The organism is Pedobacter sp. SAFR-022, assembly GCF_051965375.1.
GTDB lineage: Bacteria > Bacteroidota > Bacteroidia > Sphingobacteriales > Sphingobacteriaceae > Pedobacter.
Map to the genome: position 1 here is coordinate 160,364 of NZ_JBQCME010000006.1, position 23,967 is coordinate 184,330.

Annotated in this window: 1 protein-coding gene; it reads right to left on the reverse strand. The window is 46.9% G+C overall.

Translation table 11 applies throughout. The features are described 5' to 3' along the window. Nucleotides 1-2: 2 nt before the first annotated feature. The gene (locus ACTHQF_RS14655; protein ID WP_440431261.1) at nucleotides 3-23,582 is read right to left on the reverse strand and encodes an Ig-like domain-containing protein; all 23,580 of its coding nucleotides are present in this window, start codon (nucleotides 23,580-23,582) and stop codon (nucleotides 3-5) included. Between the last annotated feature and the right edge of the window lie 385 nt (nucleotides 23,583-23,967).

A 23,967-nucleotide genomic window follows, 5' to 3' on the forward strand; every position in this document is an offset into this window, starting at 1 on the left:
CTTTATTTCTTAATCATTTCCACCGAACCCTCTTCGGTAATTCTAAACACCACTTCGTTGCCATAGCTTACCCCAGCTTGATTGATCGCGAAGGCCTTTACATGGTATTCTACGCCCACAATCAATCCACCCACAAGCACATGGCTGTCACCCGGGGTAGCAACATTAACTCTTGTATCTGCAATTGATGGATTTGGATCTGTGCTCCAGCAAACGCCACTTCCTGTAATCGCTACACCACCTTTATTGAGTATTGTTATTCCTATGCTCACCTCGGTTTCATTTTTTAACGTTACCGCAGCAGTGTTCAGCAAGGCTTTCTTCAACGGTCCATACCCATACCAGTCGCTGAGCTTAAATGGTGCGGTCTTTCTGGTAAGATGACTGTTTTTGTTTAGTAGCGAAAGCGAAAACGGTGCTGCACGTTCTGCGGCACTCAATTCGTTTAAGTTTAACATGTAGTCCGCTATGGTACGCATGCTAAGCCCGCCCGAGTCAGGCAGTGAAGGTATTGTCCAGTCCGCATATAGTGTCATGGACTCGGTGATCGCATGGTCGAAATCAAATACTGTTTCCATACGCTGGTCGCTGAACCAGGTATAAAAGACCATTCCAGCTTTAGTTGTATTTACCATTGGCAGTTTAGTACCATCGGCCACTTGCACTGCAGCCAGAGCCGTTCCACCCATGGTTTCAAAGGTCACCGTATGGTTTAGATTGCTCACCCTTAGCAGCCCCGGTGCAAAGGTAAATTCATAGTTGTCAGCTTGCAAGGTCCCAGTGCTCAATGCTATCGGATATTCTCCCGCTGGGCTGCTTAAGTTTGCACTTGTAGTGAAAGCCGGTTCCCCCTGCAAAGTTCCCGCTGCGCGCTCCGTAGTATCTGTTTCACCGTATTTAAATCCACTGATCTGGTAGCTGAACTTTGGATTCTCTTTTCCGAAGTATCTCGCTAAGGTATCTCCCGAAAGGGTTAGCATTGCCTTGTTGATTTTGAAAGTCTGTTGTACTTCAACCGGGGCAAAAAAGGCATTACCAGCCTGTGAGACCTTTAACACGACATCACCTGCACCCTCAATCGTCGCAAGGGTACCATTGAGATCGAGCTTGCCATCAAGCAGTTCAAACGTCAGGGGCAATCCGGAAGAAACCGTAGCGATCAAGGCAAATGGTTCATCACCGTAGTTCTTATCCGCTATAGGCGGGAAAGTGATGGACTGTGCAGCCTTTTCGATAATGATCTTAACTTTTGCCACTTGGTCAGTGGTATTAAAGGTGTTTTCTGATAAAGCAAGCGCACCTGTAAGATCCAGCTCCCCAATCAGGGCTGCCGTATATGCTGCCTGATCCCAGTCGATGTTTAAAAACGCCTTTGTCCCATCATTATAAGTTACCTGTACTGCAGTTGGCAATTTCAGATCCGCAAATGGAGTTCCATAGGTAACCGTTACCGGTGCGATCTCCTCAACCGTAAGCAGATCTTTCCAAAGTGTTACCTGGATCTGCGCCTGCAGGTTTAATGCATTTCCTACATCATCAGTCAACTGAACTTCTCCATGAAGCAGCTGAGGACTTAAACTGCTATCGTCGTATTCTGCTTCATCCCATAAAACCGGAAGGTTGGCAGTGGTTTGGTCGTCAAAGGTCACCATCACAGTTGACGGTAAGTCTAGTGTTGAGAAGGATTTACCAAACACGTCTATCAAGTCAGCAAGTTTCTCTATAGCAACCACGTTTTTATTATCGATGATCACCTCTACTTTCGCGGTAATATCATCAGGGTTTTCAGCCTTCCCCTCCATGTCAAGTAGTCCTGTGAAATTATAACTTCCAGGATTCTTACCATCGAACAGTGGTGATTCCCAATTTACAACGACGCTGCCTGTAGAACCATCGTTGAAAATCGCGTTTAGCGATGTACCAAGCTTGGCAAGCACCTGGGCCTCCGTGGTACCATATGGAAAGTGTAAAGGCGTATTCACCAGAATAGAATCCAACACCAGCAGCTTAGGCAGCACGGTAACTTTAATCGCGGTAGACCTATTATCTTTATTTTCATCCGGCATTCCAGGGATCAACCGGCCAGGCAGTATATAATCTCCCGCAAGCATTCCATTATACGACTGCCCATCCCATTCTACCTGTAAAGACTCCTGTTCGTTGTTGTTGTAGGTCACCAAAACAGTATCAGGCAACATCAATGTTCCGAAGGTAGTTCCATAAGGAACAGTTAAAGCAAATGGATCCGCTACAGCAACAATATAGCGCTGAGCCACATTCACGTAAATTATTGCCTTCAAAGAATCAGGATTCTCTGTCAACACAGGCATTTCGACTTCAGCATTAAACTCGTACATACCTGGGTTTGTCGGGTCATATGCTGCATTCTCCCAAGTCCTGATATTGAGCTGCATGGTACTGCCATCATCGAACAGGCCGGTTACAGTGTTAGGAAGCGATAGCGCTGTCACGAGCGTTCGATAACTAACCTCAGTGGTGTCCTTTGTGATAGACATAAGCTTTCTGATCCGCTCTGCGACTGTAACGTTGATCGTCGGCTGTAACCCTTTCGGATTATCAGCATCATCAGAAATGACCATGGTTCCTTGAAGGGTATACGATCCGCTGGTTGAGCCATCGTAGCTGCCTTTACTCCATGTTACCGAAAGCAGGGCCTCCGAGTCATCGTTATAAGTAACCTTGATAGCTTCCGGTAAGGTCAGTGCATCAAAATCGGTGTTGTAATCCACCGTGATCCCCGGAAAGGCCTCTATGCTTTCAATTTGTTTACGCGCGACCACTACCACAACTTGCGCCTTCAGATCATTGGTATTCAATAAGCCTTGAGGCACGACGATATCCGCTTCAAAAAGATAAGCACCCGCTACATCGCCATTATAAAGCGCAGACCTGAAGGAAGTGTCCTGTACAGTAATATCCATTTGAGTATCATCGTCAAGTGTCGCTTTGCTGATAAAAGGAAAAATTATGTTTTCTATTGAAGTGCCAAATGGGACACTAATGGTATCTGTAGCTAAAGAAACAATAACTTTCTCCCTTGCTGATACGACAACTACGATCGTTGGGTTAATTGGCTTAGGGTTCTCGACCTCATCCGTTAAGGTAAAGTTTCCATTTAACACATACGATCCAGGCATGGTCCCATTATAAGAAGAGAGATCCCAGCTTACCTCTAAATCTTCATTGCCGCCATCTTCAAACTGAGCATTTAGCTGCCCTGGCAGGGTAACAGCTTGAGCACTCGTGCCAAAAACGACGGTAATGGTATCCGGGCTGGTGTAGTTAGCAATAAGGTGTTTGCCCACTGTTACATTTAGCACTGGTACTACCTCGTCCGGGTTAAGGATGTCTTCAGGAAGTTGTAAAACCCCTTGCAATTTATACACGCCAGGTAGATCATCGATATAATCACCTTCTTCCCAGATCACGTTCAGCTTACCTGTGGTGCCATTATCGAAAGTTACGTTTACCTGAGCCGGCAACGATGACTGGGCTGCGTTGAAGCTCGTACCGAAAGGCACAAGCGCTGTGCTTTCCTCTACACGCACTACTTCAAGTGGTTTCGGTCCTACAGTCACGCTGATCGTTGCGGTCAAGCTATCCGGGTTGTCAATATCGTCACCGCTAACCAGTGTTCCTTTAAATGCATACACTCCCGAAAGTTGTGCGTTGTAGGTGGTAGAACTCCAGACAACACCTTCGGTACCTGCAGACTGATCGTTGTAGGTCACCTGTACAGTTTCTGGGAATGGAATGTCTTCCGCTGGTGTCCCATATTTCACAGAAATACTTTCGGGGTTTTGGACTTTAACAACCTTTTTATTGGCAACCTGTATGTTGATTTCCGCTGCTATTGCATCTTTATTTATAACTCCAGGGATAAGTTCCGGAATACCAGAAAAGGTGTAAACATCAGGGCTAGTGGAATCATAACCCTCGGTGTCCCATGACACCTTGAGGCTGCCGGTGCTACCATCGTCATAATTGACGATCACTGCTGCGCTCAATTCAGGAATTGCAGACAGCAAGGTACCATAGCTTACCCTAACCGTATCCGGCAGGGCGATACCTACAATGTTTCTTGGTTTTGGAAGTACCGTAAGTGTCAGCTGTGCCTTAACGTTGTTCTTATTGTCAATGCTCTCGTTGTGAAGAAGGATTCCTGTAAGGATATAGTCGCCACTTTTCTGCTTGTTATAGCTTCCGGGTTCCCAAGCTACGCCTACCGTATCCTGGCTTCCATCATCGAAATTCACCTTTACCGTTTCTGGCAGTTCTACTTCGTCAAAAGGCGTATCAAACGCTGTACTGGCCACATAGGTTCCCTGTACAGAAAGGATATTCTTACGAATGATAACCTTATTGTTTGCAGACAACAGGTTTGTATTGGATATAAGATCCTTGAGCTGTAGTGATCCTACCAGTTCATATTCCCCACCTTTGTCTTGAATGTAAGGCGTACGGTCCCAATCCACGTTTAGGTATCCTGTCGTCTGATCATGATAGGTTACCCGGACTGATGTCGGTAAAGGTAAATTAACTGCTGGGGTATTCAGATCGACCGTAACATCCGCGAGATCCTCGACTGCGATAATATTGAGTTGAGCATAAACATCTACACTTGCTTCAAATCCTGCAGGATTAGCATGTTCCTCCTTGATACCCAAGGTAGCGTAGAGTCGATATACCCCTAACTTCGGACTGTAATTTCCGATGTTCCAGGTTAGGTTTAACATCTCTTTGGTAATTCCATCATCGTAGGTAACCTGAGCCTGTTTAGGCAACAATGGCAATAGGTCTGCAAAGGAGGTTCCAGCCAATACCTTTACCGGCGCAAGTGGCGCAACAGCGATGATGTACGGATAAATTGGTGTAATCACGGCAACTTTCGCGGTTGCTGTGAGATTGTTCCTGTTTACTTCCAGATCAGGAACTGTTATTATACCTGTAAGATCATATATTCCTTCCGTATTACCATCATAGTTCCCCGGCTGCCAGATCACCGGGAACATGGCATGGCTGTTATCGCTCATGATCACTTCTACCTGTGTTACCAGATTTAGCTGCTCGAAAGGTGTCCCGGTGTCTTTTTTCACAGGAACGGGATATGGTTTTAAAACTTCAATGATGTACGGTAACCTTGGATTTACTTTCATCTTTACCTGCAGGGAACCGCAAACATCAGCACCCTGAACGGCTAACGTAAATTCATAGTCGCCAGCAACCGTTGGTTCACCGGAGATCAGTCCAGTACTGCTTATGCCTAATCCATCAGGCAGTAAACCCTGGCTCAAGAAATAAGTATATGATCCAGATTCTTTCAGCGCTAGCTGATGACTATAACTTGTCCACTGATCGGCTGCAGGAAGTTCTTGTTCTGCATTTTCCAGATATACACCCTGGAACTCATAAGCCCCAAGATCAACTGAGTTGTGTTTTATCCGGTCGTTACCTGCAAGGTCCTTTGCAATGCCGGCAATTTTAGTGTTATCACCCATGTTAATTACAGGTGAGCAAGGTGCAAGTGAAAGATCATCTGCGGCAGCATTGGCCAGTTGAGGATCTTTAGTTGCAATCTTCGTTCCTGTAACATACCCGTTTTGCACGGTACTTGTTGAAACCAGAATGCCGGCATTAAGCTGATCCGGAACTGCATTCCCGCGTGTGTTACCCCAAAAGATGCTGTTCGCAACGTTTACAGTTCCTGTATTCCGATATAAGGCCCCGCCGTATTTGGTGGTTGATGAGGTGTTAACATAACTAGAACTATTGTTGCTGAATGTTGCATTGATTAGGTTTGTCGTTCCCGTGTAATGGTAATAGGCACCGGCATAATAGCCATTTGTAGTCGTCCTGTTCCGGCTAAATGCCACATTGCTCAGGTTAAAAGTACCAGAGTAATGGTAAATAGCCCCACCATGTTGTGCGGCGCTGTTACCTACAAACAATGCACCCGTTATGGTAGGTTTACCATTGGTAGCATTGTAGAATGCAGCTCCGCTGGCCGTTGCGATATTGTTTCTAAATACCACGTCTGTCATCTGCATTGCAGCGGTGATGTGGTACATACCAGCGCCCTGACTTGCTTTATTACTGATGAATTTAATATTTCTGAAGTCGGCTGCAGCATTGTTGTATAGTCCACCGCCGGACCTTGTTACCGTATTATTTTCGAGCGTGATGTTGTGGAAAGTTGCAGCTCCACTGTTAAAGATTCCACCGCCGCTATAGTAGGCTGTATTATTTTTAATCCAAAGGTTTTTAAAGGCAACCTTTCCAAGTGCATTATAAATACCTCCACCATTATAGATATCTGCTGTGCTATTACCCTCAGCTGTTTTACCTCCTGATATGGTAAATCCATCCAATACCGTTTCAGCGGTTAAGGCTAGCTTGTTAAACACCACGTGGTAGCTACGGTTCGCACCACTAAGAATCGTTTCGTTAGTGGTCATGATGGCCGTTGAATCCCGGTCGGCCAGGTCTTTCTCCGTACCTGCAAAACCGCCGTAGATCTTAACCCCCTCTTTTAAGCTGAAGTAGTTGTTAGCCTTCAAACCAGGCAGGTATGTACCCTTAGCCACGAAGATCGTATCTCCCGCCTTTGCGGAGCTAAGCCCCTTTTGCAGATCCAGGAAGGCATGCGCCCAGCTGGCACTGTTGTTCATGCCTGAAGTTGCGGCCTGGTTTACGTAGATTCTCACCTTTCCATTTCCAGCTTTCACTTCAAAGGTGTACAGTCTGTTTCCACATAAAGTACCATCGCTGGCTGTGATATTGAAAGTGTACAAACCTTCATTAACCGGCCTTCCAGTCAACTGCCCAGAAGGGCTAAGGAGAAGTCCGTCCGGCAGGGAGCCATAACTTACCGCGTAAGTATATTGCCCGGAACCACCCGAAGACACCAGTTGGTGTTCATAAATCACCCCCCTTGAACCTTCGGGCAATATTGCAGGACCGACAATGATGCGATCCTGCTGATTTTCATAAGCACCCAGATCTACAATTTCAGCCTTGATCCTCGGCTGTCCGGAAAGATCTTTCAGGATCGCTGTAGAAAGGGAATTATCACCCATATTGATTGCCGGAGAACATGCCGACAGGGAAAGATCATCTTCATCGCTCAGGTTGAACATTGGGTCTGCATCTAAGATCACCTTTCCTGCTGCATAACCGCCGCGAATCAGGGTATTCACGGCCTTGATATTCAAGTTAAGCTCGTCTACTACCCCATTGCCACGGTTATTACCCCAAACAATACTGTTATGAAGATTCAATGTTCCTGCATTTCTGTAAATGGCTCCGCCATACTTGTTCTGGCTAGCATTGACGTAAGCAATACTGTTGTTGCTCATGGTTACGTTCACCAGGGTCGCGGTGCCGGTATAATGATACATTGCACCACCATAATAGGCAGCCGTACTGGTGACCTTATTACGGCTGAATTTCGCCCCATTGATCGTCAGCGTTGATGACCACTGGTATAAACCACCCCCATGCTGCGTTGCTGTGTTTCCAGTAAATACCGCATCATTCAGGGTAACCTTGCCAGAATAACTGTACAAACCGCCGCCAAGGGTCGCCTTATTATCTTTAAACACAACATCATTCATCGTTACTGCAGCCGTGGCTTGATACATTCCACCACCATAAGCCGCGGTATTGTTGATGAACTTCAGCCCACGAAGTGTGGCTGCACCAATGTTGTATAGTCCACCACCATACCGGTAGGAACCTGCACTGCTCAACGTTCCATTGTTCTCAAAAATGATATTGCTGAGTTGCCCGGTTCCCCCGTTGTACATACCACCTCCATAAGTGTTGGAGTTGTTATTCTTGATCCAGAGCTGGTTGAAGGTTGCCGCACCCGTTCTGTTGTAAATACCGGCGCCGATATAAGCTTCTGAAGTGCTTGTACCAGTAGGAACTGATCGTCCACCACTTATACTAAATCCATCAAGTACCGTGGCAGCAGTTAGTGCAGCACTATTGTAAATCACGTGCCTGCTATTATTGTTCCCTGTCAGGATCGTTTCATTATCCGTTCTGACTTTTAGAGAGTCCCTTTCACTAAGCGTCGACTCGGTAGCTGCAAAACCGCCGTAAAGTTTAACGCCCTCCTTAAGGGTAAAATAGGAAGTTACCAACGCTCCCGGACTGTATGTGCCTTTTGCCACCCATATTTGGTCTCCTGGCAGGGAAACCTTAAGTGCATTCTGCAAATCGAGGTAGGCATTCTCCCAGGTACTACCATTGTTCTGACCGCCTGTTGCTGCTTGATTTACCAAGATTCGAACAACACCTGTACCTGCAACGACATCCATGTTGTAAACACGATTTCCGCATAAGGTGCCGTCGGATATGTTCAGCACGAACGTGTAACTGCCAAGTACAATTGGATTGCCGGTAATGAGTCCTGAGGCATCCATCGATAAGCCGTCAGGGAGCTTACCAGAAATCACTTTGAAGCTGTAATTCCCATTTCCGCCAGTTCCTTGTAGCTGCTGGTTAAATGCCGCACCACGGGGCACCTGTGGCAGGATGGCAGGCGTTAAACTTATCACTTGCCCCTGGTATTCCATCGCCCCAAGATCGACCACCTCAGACTGAAGTCTTGTGTTTCCAATTCTGTCTAAGGTCCCGCCAATAACAAGATTATTATCTCCAGTGTTTATTGCCGGAGAGCAGTTGGTAAGTGCAAGATTATCTCGGTCAGCATCCACAAACGCCGGATCTGCATTCAGAATATTCAGTCCCGTAGGATAGCCTCCGCCAATGAGCGTATTACTTGCCTTGATGTTTAAATTAAGTTGATCGGCAATTCCGCTTCCACGGCTATTTCCCCACAGAATACTGTTGTTTAATAGCACTGTTCCGGAGTTCCTGTACAAGGCACCGCCATAATTCACTGTACCGGTTTTATAATAACCAATACTATTTTTACTGAAAGTAGTGTTGCTTAAGGTTGCTGTTCCCGAGTATACATACACGGCGCCTCCATAATACGCTGAGGTGCTGCTGACGGTGTTCCGGCTGAAGATGGTGTTGCTGATATTCAGCGTTGCACTGCTTCTGATGGCACCACCGTGTTGTACCGCGGTATTGTTGAGGAAGGAGGCGCGATCTATATTTAGTGTTCCCGCAGCGAAGATTGCTCCACCTGCAGCGGTCGCGCTGTTGCCGCTGAAGTTAACATTCGTTAATGTTGCCGTTCCATTTGCAAGGTATAAAGCGCCGCCGTTTGTCGCCTTACTTCCATCAAAACTTGCATTAGTCAAGTTAGTGATAGCACCTGAATTGACATAGATGGCGCCACCCTGACCATTGGTGACGGTGTTATCTTCAAATATCACGTCGTTCAACTCAGAAAGACCAGTACTAAACATCGCCGCCCCATAGCCTGGGTAGCTTGAGCTCTCAATAATTCTGTTACTTCGGAATACGCCTTTGTTAAGTTTAAAACCTTTGACATTATACACCGCAGAACCACGTGCATAATAGCCGGTAGACCGGTTACCACTAAAAATTATATCGGTATAAGTAGCGTCGCCGCTGTGATACAATCCGGCTCCGTATACACCAAGGTTATTCTTGATCCATAGGTTACGGAATGTTACGGCACCCAGCGAGTTGTAGATACCACCTCCATAATAGTTCACGCTGTTATTTGAAGTATTTACAACGGATCCTCCACCTTGAATGCTAAAACCATCCAGTACGGTTGCATTGGATAAAGCGGCATTATTGTACACCACATGGTAACTTGCAACGCCCAGACTACCATCCAGAATAGACTCCTGCGTAGTCCTGATCTTTGAGGTATCCCGCTGTTCGAGACTGCTCTCTGTACCTGCAAAACCACCATACATTTTTAATCCCTCCTTTAGTTTGAACGTCGAGGTTGCAAGTGGTCCTGTGTAATAGGTCCCTTTAGCTACCCAGATTTCGTCTCCGGCACTTGCCAGATCTAAAGCCATCTGCAGGTCTTTGAAGGCATTTGCCCAATCGCTACCATTGTCAGCACCTGTTGCGTTCTGACGCACATACATCCTGCCGACCCCATTTTGAACCGTTACTTTGTACTGTCTGTTGCCACTTAAAGTTCCATCTGTAGCACCAACGACAAAAGTATAGGTACCGACAAGATTGGGAACACCGGTAAGCTTTCCATCGGCAGACATTAATACGCCCGGTGGAAGTTTCCCTGCCTGAAGGCTCCAGGTAACCGGTAGATTTGTTCCGGTGTAGCTGAATGGAAGATCTACAGCCGTTCCTCTGGTTAACGCTTCGATCGTAACCGGAGTAATTACAAGTCTATCAGTACTTTCATTTTCATAAGCACCTAGATCAATCGTATTGTTGATGATCCTTGCGCTGCCTGCTAAATCCTTGTCATAAGCTTGCCAACTGTTCTCGCCGCCATCGATAGCCAATGAACCGCCCTGAAGTTGCAGGTTATCCCCCGCAGCATCCAGGAATAAAGGATCTCCAATTTTCACATCTGTTCCGGTGGCGTAGTCATGCTGTACAATGGTATTGCCTACCACGATCCCGGCATTAAGCTGGTCTGCAATGGTTCCCATTCTGGTGTTACCCCAAAGTATACTGTTGTGTATCGTAACTGTACCTGAGTTCCGGTAAAGCGCGCCGCCATAGCTTAGCGTTACAGTGCCTTTCGCATAGCCAATATTGTTCTTGCTAAAACTGCTGTTGTTGATCAGCACGTCATTGGAGCTGATGTAAATGGCACCACCATAATATGCGCCAGTGGAAGTCACTTCATTGCGACTAAAAATACTGTTGTCAATCTTCAGGTTACTGTTCGACCAAATCGCTCCACCATGCTGCAGGGCGGTGTTATGAATGAACGATGCCCGGTTAAGCATCAATACACCACTTGCGTAAATTGCACCACCTGTAGTCGCCGTATTTTCTGAGAAAGTCACATCCTCAAGTACCGGACTTCCACTAGCGATGAACAATGCACCACCTGTTGTAGCTTTGTTCCCGGTAAATGCGCCTTTTTTAATATTAATTATAGCACTGGAATTGCTATAGATGGCAGCACCTTGTCCATTTAAAATCGTGTTGTTTTTAAATTCAACCTCAGAAAGATCCAGAAGACCTGTAGTAAAGATTCCTGCTCCATAACCAGGATAACTACTGGACTCCAGAATTTTGTTGTTTTCAAAAATTCCGTTAACCAACTTAAAGCCCTTGGCATTGTAAACTGCCGCACCTCTGGCATTGGTTCCTTTCGCCTGGTTATTGCTGAACAACAGGTTTGTATATGCCGCATCTCCATTGTGATAGATACCCCCACCGTAGGTTCCAATATTGTTCTTAATCCACAAGTTCCTGAACTGCACTGCACCCAGGCTATTGTAAATACCGCCACCCTGATAATTGTTGCCGCTCATCAGTGTTGCACTACCACCCTGAATACTGAAGCCATCAAGCACTGTAGCATCGCTTAATGCCAGCGTGTTCGAAACAACATGGTAGCTCGATACACCCTGGCTACCATCCAGTATGGTTTCATTCACCGTACGTAAGTCCGCGATATTCCTATCGGAAAGCGCCGCTTCTGTTCCGGCAAAGCCACCGAATATCTTTACACCTTCTTTTAATCTGAATGTTGAAGTTGCCAATGGTCCCGAATAGTAGGTGCCTTTTGCAACCCAGATTTCATCTCCTGCTCCTGCAAGTTCTAAAGCATATTGTAGATCAGTAAAGGCGTTCACCCAGTTACTACCATTGTTTTCACCTGTTGCGGAAGCCTGAACAAACAGACGGCTGGCACCATTGGTAACTGTCACTGTGTATTGCTTACTGCTTAGAAGCAGGCCGTCCGTAGCATTAATGACAAAGGTATAAGTACCCACTGCTGTAGGAACGCCTTTCAATCTTCCATCTTCTGAAAAGGATATGCCCGAAGGTAGCTTACCTGTCTGCAAGGTCCATTTAACAAGCGCGGTATTGCCTGTAGCAAGTAATTGCAGATCCATGGCCGTCCCTCTCGCAATAGGATTGATTGTAGCCGGGCTGATTAATAACCGGCCCGTACCGTCTTGCTCGTAAGCACCTAGATCAACCTTCTCATTAACGACCCTGGGATTGCCAGACAAGTCTTTATCGAACACCTGCCAATTGTTATCACCTGCATCAATCGCCAATGATCCTGCTTTCAAGCGCAGGTTATCTGCTCCTGCATCCTCAAATAAAGGATCTCCAATGATAATTCCCATGCCTTCGGCATAGTTACCCTGAACTATAGAATTAGCGACAATATTGCCTGAATTTAGCTGATCCGCAATGTCATTACCGCGTTTATTACCCCAGAAGATACTATTGTTGATCGTAGCCGTACCGCCTGATCGATACAGGGCAGCACCGTAACTTAAGCTGACAGAACCTTTATTATACCCAATACTGTTGTTACTGAAACTCGTGTTATTGATCACTGCATTCCCGGAACTCAGGTAAATTGCGCCACCATAATAGGCTGCTACTGCGGTAATGCTGTTGCGACTAAAGATGGAGTTGTCAATCTTCAGGGTGCTGGAAGACCATAATGCGCCACCATGTTGGCCAGAGGTGTTGTTAATAAAAGAAGCCCTGTTGATATTCACAACTCCTGCAGCATACATGGCGCCAGCGGTACCCGTAGACTGATTGTCCATGAACGAGACATCTGTAAAAGTGCTGGTGCCGTTTGTCAGATAGACAGCTGCCCCGGAAGTGGCCCTGTTACCGGTAAACTCCGCCTTACTGATGTCGACTACCGCACCCGAATTGGAATAAATTGCGCCACCCTGTCCATTGCTTATCAGGTTATTTTCGAACTTCACGTCGTTCAGCGTCAATGCGCCTGAGTTGAATATGGCTGCGCCATATGCAGTACCACTGCCGATTTCTACCAACGAGTTTTGCTGAAATAAACCCTTGGTCAAGTTGAAGCCTTTAGCATTGTAAACCGCAGCACCCCTTGCATTTGTTCCTTTCGACTGGTTATTGCTGAAGATGATGTCTGTATATGTTGCATCCCCAGAATGGTATAATCCACCGCCATAGGCTGCCACGTTATTTTTGATCCATAACTGGCGGAAGATCGCAGCACCGTTGGTATTGTAGATTCCACCGCCGTAGTAGCTGGCTCCGGTACTGTTTGTGGCCGCCCTTCCACCTTGAACACTGAAACCATCTAGTATGGTTGCACTTGTCAGTGCCGCGGTATTATACACCACGTGATAACTCAGGGTACCTTGACTACCATCAAGAATAGTCTCATTCAGCGAGCGTATATTATCCACATTCCTTTCGCTTAGGGATTCCTCTGATCCGGAAAACCCGCCGTACATCTTCACGCCCTCTTTTAAGGTGAAGTAAGAACTTGCCAGCGGACCAGTATAGTAGGTTCCCTTGGCCACCCAAATCTCATCTCCACTTTTGCTCTGCGCTAGTGCCACCTGAAGATCCCTGAAAGCATGCAACCAGCTGCTACCATTATTATTCCCTGTGGCGCCCTGTCGAACATACAATCGTGATGGCCCATCGGTAATCACTACACTGAACTGCTTACTGCCGACAAATGTCCCATCTGTCACAGACACCACAAAAGTAAAAGCTCCAGGAACCGTAGGTCTGCCAGTTATTAGTCCATCGGCTGTTAACACCAGACCTGTCGGCAATGCGCCCGACTGCAAAGTCCAGGTATAGGTTCCACTACCGCCGGTTACAGTCATTTGGAAGTCCGGATCAAGGCCCCGCATAGAAGCTGGGAATACCCCAGGCTGAATCTTCAGTCCATTTCCACCTAAACTTTCATATGCTCCAAGATCAATAACTTCATTGGTGATCCTTGGATTTCCAGCCAGATCTATGCTGGCGGTATTTCCTGAATTATCACCGGCATCAATCGCTGGTGATCCACCCTTCAGCTGTAGCGCAACTTGTTCCGCATTTGTAAACAAAGGATCACCAATAAAAATGTTAACGCCTGTTGCATATCCACCCTGAACGATGGAGTTACGAACATTCTGACCAGCGTTAACCTGGTCGGGTACGCCGTTCGCACGGGTATTACCCCAGAAAATACTGTTGTTTACGCTGGTTACGCCAGCAGAGCGGTATAATCCTGCACCCCCGATGGTAGCTGTATGTGTGAATGCAATTGTATTATTGCTGAAAGTAACGTTATTCAAGTTGGTTGTAGCTGCCGAATACATCCCGCCGCCATAATAACCTGAGCCGGCACTTGTGACTGCATTTCTGCTGAAGATAACATTGACCAGGTTCGCTGTTCCGGAGCTATTGAACATTCCTCCTGCCTGCTGACCAGCAGTGTTGGCGATAAATGACGCACGTTCGATGTTTATGATACCCCCATTTTGGGAAAGTCCACCGGAGTTTACTTTAGCACTATTCCCACGGAAGGTCACGTCAGTCATCGTGATGTTTGCACTCAGATTAAAGAAACCACCTCCAATGGTGTTTGCCACGTTCCCTTCAAACAAGATCTTTTCATAGCTAGCTCCACCCCTGTTGTAGATACCCGCACCTCTTTCCGCTTTATTATTTACGACTTTCAGGTTGCTGAAGATCGCGTTTACCGAGGCATAATTGTAGATACCCGCACCCCTGTTATTATCAGAGTCTGAACCTGCAAGTCCCTGACCTCCGCTGATGGTAAATCCATCTAATAATGTGGCATTACTTAATGCAATATTGTTGAAGATTACGTGTCTGCTGGCCACACCTTGACTACCATCAAGTACGGTCTCATTCAGGGTGTGCATACCCAGGATATCGCGATCGCCAAGCGTTGCTTCGGTGCCAGCGAATCCGCCGTACATTTTTACGCCCTCTTTCATCGTGAACCAGCTTGTGGCAAGCAAACCGGGGCTGTAAATACCTTTCGCGACCCAGATCTCATCGCCTGCCAGCGCTTTGGTGATGGCTGTTTTTAAATCCGTATACCCGTTAACCCAGCTGCTGCCATCATTCCTGCCGGAAACAGCCGCAGCATTCACGAATAACTTAGTCGCAGCGGCCTCGATGGTAAGCGTATATTGCTTTCTACCCACAAGCGATCCATCGGTAACACCCACCACGAAAGTAAATGTCCCGGCTTCCAAGGGCCTGCCTTTTAATACGCCCGCCGAATCCAAGGTAAGCCCTGGGGGCAACAAGCCTGATGTAACATTCCAAACAAGATCACCGGCAGCAGGCAGCACCGTAAACGGCAGCTCAATCAAGTCTCCACGCTTATAGTCCTGAAGACTTGCCGGACTGATGTTCAGACTGGCGGTACCCTGATTTTCAAAGGCCCCCATGTCAACAACATCATTATATATCCTCGGATTTCCTTCAACATCGACGGATGTAGTTACTTTAGCATTGTCCCCCATGTCAATGCCCGGAGATCCCCCTTTTAAACGAAGGTTGTCTGTTGAAGCGTCCGTAAATAGCGGATTGCCGATGGCGATATTCGTTCCAGTAGCAAAGCCATTTTGTACAATACTCCGGTCGATGGTAACCACGCCTTGAATTTGATCGGATACGCCATCTGCCCTGGTATTGCCCCAGAATATACTGTTGCTAATCGCAACTGTACCGGCAGCACGGTACAAAGCGCCCCCACCCGCAGCAGTACGGGAAATGCTATTGTTGCTAAAGGTTACATTCGTCAGTGTTGCAGAGGTACCAGCATACATGGCCCCACCGTATGCCGCTGCAGTTGCTGCAGACACGATACGATTGCGGCTGAATACCACGTTAATCAACTTCGCGACACCGGTAGTCTGCAATGCTCCGGCATGTTGCACCGATTCATTATCAATAAAATATACCCGTTCAAAGACCGGAGTGCCGGCAGAGATTACCGCGCCACCAATTGCCCTGGAGCGGTTTGACCGAAAAGTAACATCCCTGAATTCGGGTGCGCCCGAATAAATATAAACTGCGCCGCCATTAAGCGCCTGGTTCCCGATGAAACTGGTATTAGAGATCTTTACTGCCGCGCCAGTATTACTGTAGAGTGCTCCACCATAAGCGTAACCTGTACCGTTGGTGGTGTTATTCTTAAAAGTAGAATAACTAATTGTAGCTGTACCGTTGTTGAAAATTGCGGCTCCATAAGTGCTGGATCCTGCGGAAATTTCATTTCCTTCAAAAAGCACCCTATCGATGTTAATGCCACCGGTATGGTTATAGATCCCGGCACCTCGTCCAAGATTGCCAATGGTGCTGTTTGCAATAAATCTGGTGTTGGTAAAAGTTGCCAGGCCAGACAATACAAATGCACCACCGCCATATAAAGCCGTGTTCCCGGTGATGACCAGGTTATTAAATATTGGTCTTCCAAGACTGGTATAAATGCCGGCCCCGTAATAGTTAGGGCTCAGATCACCCACATTGGAATTGCTGGTGCTGGTGGTGGTTAAGGTACGTCCTCCGGAAATGGTAAAACCATCCAAAATGGTTTCTGCAGTAACGGCAGTTGTACTGGAAACCACATGGTAACTGGATACACCCTGGCTACCATCGAGAATACTTTTATTGGTGGTATGTATCAGACTGGTATCTCTTGCCGCAAGGTTTTCTTCAGTGCCCGCAAAACCACCGTAAATTTTCACGTTTTCCTTCAAGGAGAAGGTGGAAGTTGCAAGTAGCCCTGGACTATAACTGCCTTTGGCTACCCATATCTGATCTCCTGCCGTTGCCTGAGCAATTGCCAGTTGTAAATCCGTAAAAGCATTAGTCCAGCTGCTGCCATCCTTACCTCCTGTGGAAGCGCCCTCCCGTACATAGATGTTCGTTGCAGCCGGGCTCACCACAACGTTAAATTGTTTTGCACCTGCAAATTCCCCGTCTGTTACAGATATCACAAAGGTATAACTACCCGGGAACATGGCCCTCCCTGAAAGCAGTCCATCCGGACCGAGACTCAGCCCGGTTGGCAAGGTTCCAGAAGTAACACTCCATTGCAGAGACGTGCCGCCCCCAGTGGCGCTAAACTGTATATTGGTATTTGTACCGCGGATTGTACCTGGCAAGGTTGCCGGGGTAATTTGTAAACTCTCGCCGCCTTGGTTTTCATAAGCACCCAGGTCAACCGTTCCATTAACAACCCTTGGTAAATTCGCCAGATCGAGCGCGGTTCCGCTCGCGGCGTTGTCACCCACATCTATCGCTGGAGATCCTGCTTTTAACTTTAGGTTATCTACTGCAGCATCTGTGAACATTGGATTGCCGATGGAGATTTTCGTCCCGGTGGCGTAGCCATTTTCAACGATACTATTGCCAACCACTGCCGCGCCCATGATCTGGTCGGACACACCATTGCCCCTGGTATTACCCCAGAAAATACTGTTGTTTATGGAAACAGAGCCTGTACGGTAGTACAGTCCGGCTCCTGCGGTGGCTGTAGCATGGGTATAGGCACTACTATTATTACTAAATGTTGTATTGCTGATCACAGAAGTACCTGCATTATGGTACAAGCCCGCTCCGTACCCGGAGGCTGAATTTGAAGTCGTTTTATTCCGGCTGAATACAACATTGTCAAGCCTAATGGTTCCCGAGTTATAAAGACCTCCTCCTAAGTTCGCAGAAGTATTGCTCACAAAAGAAGCCCGGTTCAAGGTAAGTGTTCCGCTGTTCATCATCCCGGCACCAGTTGAGGTCGAGGTATTATTTTTGAACACCAGATCTTCCGCATTCAGCCCAGTCGCGACCGTTAAACCGCCCCCAGTTCCTACGGAAATATTCCCATCGAACGTAGTTCTTTTCAGATTAAGCATACCAGTATTTTGGTATAACCCGCCGCCACTCGTACTGGCTTTATTTCTCAAAAAGCTGAGATTTTCTGTAGTCAGATCGGCGATCGCGTTGAACATTCCACCACCGTAAACCGCTTCATTTTCCACAAAAGTGGAATTACGGATTATGGCAAAAGCGTTGCGATTATATAGACCACCTCCGTAGCCCTGGCCACCAGCAACGATGTTTTTTTCTAAGCGAATATTCTCGAAGGTAGATGGTCCGGCGTTATAGATACCAGCACCATGGTAGTATGCATTATTGTTTCTAATCCATAAATTTCTGAATACAGCTTCACCAGCACCATTATAAATACCTGCCCCACTGTGCAGAATACCAGAGGATCCTGTTGCCGTCCTACCGCCAGTAATCGTAAAACCATCCAGAATGGTTTGATTTGTAGATTGCTCGAGGTTAGTCACTACGTGATAGCTCTTATTGTTACCCGAAAGAATGGTTTCATTAAGAGCGTACAACTTATTCGCATCTGCTACCCGCTCTGCTAAATCATTCTCCGTGCCCGCAAAACCGCCAAACCATTTTACGCCCGACTTCATATTGAAGGTGCTGGCCACATCCGGCCCCGGGAGGTATGTACCTTTCGCTACCCAGATCTCGTCACCCGCTAGTGCTAGGGCCAATGCGGGCTGCAAATCCGGAAAAGCATCTTTCCAACTTGCTCCAGTTGCTGCTCCTGCAGCATCTTGCTTAACATAGAAACGAACTGGTCCTGGTACGGCATCAATGGTGTACTGCTTACTTCCGATAAGTGTTGCATCAGAAACGGCAATCACGAAAGTATCACCGCCGGGAGTAGCTCTTGTTACCCGGCCCTGAATTCGACCGTCTGGACTAAGGGCTAATCCTAAAGGAAGTTCGCCGGATAAAACACTCCATGTATAAGGTGCTTTTCCGCCTGAAACCGCCAGTGGAATATCAACCAGTGCACCTCTGGTGATTGAACCAAGGGATGTCGGGCTAATCTTGAGCGATGCGCCGCCCTGATTTTCATAGGCGCCATGGTCCACAATGGAATTGTAAATTCTGGGGTTACCTTCAAGATCCTGACTGGTTCCAAGCGCGCCGTTGTCACCTTTATCAATTGCGAGGGAACCCGTTTTTAGCGTCAGAACATCATTGTCCGGATCGGTGAATAAAGGATCTCCAACCAGAATGGCGGTCCCTGTAGCATAACCCTCTTCAATCGTGCTATTTGCAACAACGTTGACACCGGTATTCAGCTGGTCGGAAACTGCATTTCCGCGTTTGTTACCCCAGAAAATACTGTTAGCCACATTTACTACACCTGCCGCGCGATATAAACCGCCACCAGCATTCGCAGCGATCTGCGATACACTGTTATTACTGAAGGTCGTATTTATGATATTGATGGTGCCGGTACCGATGTACATCCCACCACCATAATAAGCAGCCGTAGAGCTTACGGCATTGCGACTGAAAGCCAGGTTTGTAAAAGTAGATGCAACATTACCACCCGTAAAGATTCCCCCACCATGCTGTACCGAAGTATTAGCAATGAATCTTCCACGGTCAATAATAAGCGCACCGGTACTTGAAATACCACCACCCGTCGTACCGGCACGGTTAGACCGGAAGGTCACATCTGTTAAGCTCGCTGCACCTGAGTGAGAAAATCCACCTCCCAGTCCAGCAGATTCATTGCTTTCGAAAACAACATTATTCAAGATCAGACCAGTGCTGTTGTTTATCAGACCACCGCCCGTGGAAGTCGCAGTATTGCGCTCAAAAGTTACATTGTTGAGGCTTACATTAGCTCCCGAGTTGTACATCCCCCCACCTTGAACAGCCTGATTATTGCGGAAGGTTACGTTATTTAATACTGCATTTGCACCGCCATTAAACAAACCTCCGCCATACCGGTTAGAAAGCGAAGCGTTATTGTTTTCAAAAAGGACATTTTCCAACCGGATCGCTGTCGCTAGATTGTACATTCCGGCACCCCGGGTTGATCCGGTATTATTTTTAATGATCAGGTTTTTGTAGGTCCCATTTACGGCAGCTGCAAGGATGTAAATTCCGCCTCCATAGGTGCCGGTAAGAGTAGTATTTGCGCCGGAAATGGTGAAGCCGTCTAGTAGTGTTTCAACCGACATCAAGGTCGTACTGGAGACTACGCGTTTGTTTATCAGGGAGCCATGAAGTTCTGAATCGTTGATGCTGAATTTTCCATTTTCATCTGCAACACGTTGGGACAGGACCGTCTCTGTTCCGGCAAAGCCACCATATAATTTCACGCCCGACACCATGTTAAAGGTAGAATCCGCATGAAGCCCGGGCGTATAGACTCCTTTTGCTACCCAGATTTCATCACCATCTCTGGCCATGCCAAGCGCTGATTGCAATTTCGTTAAACCATGGGCCCAGCTGGCACCATTGTTTGCGCCAGCGGCATCACCTTTAACATGCCAGCGAGCAGCGCCTTCATTCACCTGAAGATTATATTGTCTTGTTGCCATCGTTCCATTCTGAACGGCTTTGATGACAAAGGAAAAAGCGCCCGACTGCATTGGCACGCCGCTAAGTTTTCCGGTTTGCTTGTCAAAGAGCAATCCCAGTGGGATTGTTCCTGCAGTATGCTCCCAGGTAATGGCGCCAGTGTTTGCCGAGGTACTAAGCTGTTGGGTGTAAGCTGCACCCCGACGGGATACAGGCAGTGCGATTGGCAATATTGCCAAAGATTCGCCGCTGGCATTTAAATTTTCGTGAGCACCAAGATCAACAACGCCATTAATAATCCGGATATTTCCCCCTAGGTCATGCTGTGTACCGACATAAGCGTTGTTCCCGGCATCAATGGCTACGGAACCATTTTTCAAACGGAGATCATGCGTTAGTGGATTTTCGAATTCAGGGTCACCGATGAGATTGTCCGAACCATAAACATAACCATCTTGAATAAGGTTATTGGACAGGTTGGTTGCCGTTCCTCCAATTTGATCGGCGACGTCGTTGCCTCGTTTGTTGCCCCAAAAAATATTGTTGTAGATCCCGACCGCAGCTGGCGTTGCATATAAGCCCGCACCAACCGTTGCTGAACCGGGAGCCACAATGTAGTTCATCTTGTTATCGCTGAACGTACAGTTGGTAATAGTTGCAGTTCCATTGAAGTACATCCCGGCGCCGTTTGTTACCGTGCCAGATGATGCAGCTGTTATGCGGTTTGAACTAAATACAGAATTATTGATCGTTATATTACCCGAACCATAAATACCAGCACCATGACTGATCGTACTGTTATTAATGAATGATGTCTGGTTAATGCTGATTGCACCAGTAGAATACAGTCCACCTCCTGTTGTTGCAGCATTCTCTTCAAAAAGAGCTTTGGTCATGGTGACACCAGCAGCATTGTTCCACATCCCGCCACCGTTTACGGCTTGGTTCCCCTTAAAAGTCACCTCCTGCAGGTCCAAATTAGCGCCGGTATTATAAAGTCCGCCACCACTTCTGCTAGATGTGACGATTATGTTATTTTCAAACAACAGATTCCGGAGGCGAATGCCGGCAGAAGCATTATACATACCTGCCCCATAAATGTTAGCGTTATTATTCTTGATTATAAGATTGCTATACGTTCCATTCGCAGCGGCGGCGGCAATATAAACACCAGCACCATATCCGCGGGTGCTGGTTGAACTAGCGGATCCAGCTGTGATCGTAAAGCCATCCAATGTTGATTCTACAGTTAGGGCAAGGGTGCTGGACACCACGTGGGCATTTACATTACTACCACTCAGAATGGATTCATTGATGGTATATCTTCCCTTTGCATCCGCAACGCGTTGACTTAACTCGGTTTCTGTACCAGCGAAGCCCCCGTAGATTTTTACGCCGGAAACCATATTAAAGGTAGAATCCAGGTGCTGAAAAGGCGCGTAGGTGCCTTTGGCAACCCAAATCTCATCACCACTTTTTGCGAGCTCCAGGGCAGACTGCAATCTGAGGTATGCGTTTGCCCATCCCGTACCCGTGTTTGTCCCGGAAGTAGAAGCGGCCCACACGTGTAACCTGGCCGGAGCAGCAATTACATTCATGGTGTACTGCCGACTGGTTGTTTGCCCCGATTTTGTTGCACGCAGCACAAAGGTATAGTCGCCGCTTACCATCGGAATTCCACTTAACACCCCTGTCTGGCTATTAAATTCGATTCCCGGAGGCAAGTTCCCATTGATTCGCTGGTAGGTTGCTGTCCCAGTCCCCGTTGTTGTTAGCTGTAGATGATAGGGTATTCCCCGGCTGATATTACCGATAGCCTTCGGTTCGAGTATGATGGACGCCGGGCCCCCGATCGGGTGTTCATAGGCGCCAAGATCCACTACACCATTGATCGTCCTGGTCGCACCAGTGACATCCTCGGCAAATTTAACCTGGGCATTTGTGCCGGCATCAATCGCTATAGATCCATTTTTAAGACGAAAATCATGATTCAGGGCATCTTCAAATTCCGGATCAGCGTCGATTGTATTTTCCGAATTTGCCATTCCGCCTTGAATGATATTATTGTATAAGCCCAGTCTTGTCGAAACATTAATTTGATCGAGCACCTCAGCACCGCGTTTATTATTCCAGAAAATGCTGTTATAAACATTAAAGGTCGTAACGGCGGAATAGAGCGCAGCGCCGTAGGAAGTTTCATTGTCTACTGCATAGGCGATGGAGTTGTTGCTGAAAGTTGAATTATATACATTTCCTGTACCCGAAGCAAAATGTATTCCCGCTCCGAGGTAGCCAGCATTTACAACGCTAATCACATTCTGGCTAAACACACTGTTACTTACGATAATCCCGGTTCCTGTTACACTGTATATACCTGCACCGCGCTGGCCGGCCACATTGCCAATAAACGATGCCCGGTTCATGGTGAAGGTACTGCCACTGTTATATACCCCTCCTCCGTTGGTAGTAACACTATGATTTTCGAACGTGACATCGGTAAGTGTGACATTGTTGGCTGTGTTGTAAAATCCCCCCCCCAAAGAGGCACCTTTATTGTTTCTAAAAACAAGTTTCTCGAAAGTTGCTCCCGCCGCCACATTGTAAATGCCCGCTCCTGCACTTAGGCGCTGAAGATTGTTATTCTCGACAAGTAAATTCTTAAATGCTGCGGAGGTTCCTCCATTGTAAATTGCCCCTCCGGCGTTTAAGGCCGTATTTTCTTTGAGCCAGATATTCTGGAATACTGCCGCACCACTGGACACATAGATCCCGGCGCCGATATAAGATGTGCCGAGAGACGTTGTAGTTCCACCAAGTGTTTGCCCGCCAGTTATAGTAAATCCGTCAAGTAAGGTAGTGTTGGTGTTTGCAGAAGTAACCACATGATAATTTACACCTTGCCCATGTAATATACTTTCATTCACCGTGAACAGATCGTTCCCCGCAACAAGGCGTTGGCTCAGTAGACTTTCATTCCCTGCAAAGCCTCCGTAGATCTTAACACCTGTTTTAAGGGTAAAGGTTCCGGAAGTTGTAGCCGCGGAAACATAGGTCCCTTTCGCAACCCAAATTTCATTGCCGCTTACAGATTTGGTGATCGCATCAGTCAGCGACGTAAAAGCATCCTGCCAGCTTGTACCAGTGCCAGACCCCGATGCAGAAGCATTTACATAATACCTGGTTTGAGCCTGAGTGCTGAAGGCAGCAGAAAAAATAAAAATTAGAAGTGTGAAAAAGCAGTTGAGAAAAATTCGGATCATGTTTCAAAAAGAGGTGCAGCAAGACTACTGGGATGGTCTTATATAGAGTAAATACAGGTGATTAAGATTGAGCGTACGAGGCATACAACTCAACATAGGTGGACTAGATCATCAGGACAGCATTCTTTTTTGATACATCATCTTCAGCATCAACTGTGAGATTCAAAGCATTTATGTAAACTTCTGAAGTAAACAGTAAGGGTATTTTGAGCATTATCATCTTCAATACGTAGCCGGCTCAACAAGTAAGCCTTATGTAATTTACTGCAAATATGGGGTTTTTCCTAGTAATTAACTCAACACTAATGACATCGACCGCAATAAATATGAGTATATCACGTACTTTACGCAGGATTTTTACGTTCCACTAGAGTTTCCTACGAAT

Bases quoted from the DNA above. Each gene is read 5' to 3' on its own strand.
- ACTHQF_RS14655 (WP_440431261.1), bottom strand. From the start codon at position 23,582: ATGATCCGAATTTTTCTCAACTGCTTTTTCACACTTCTAATTTTTATT.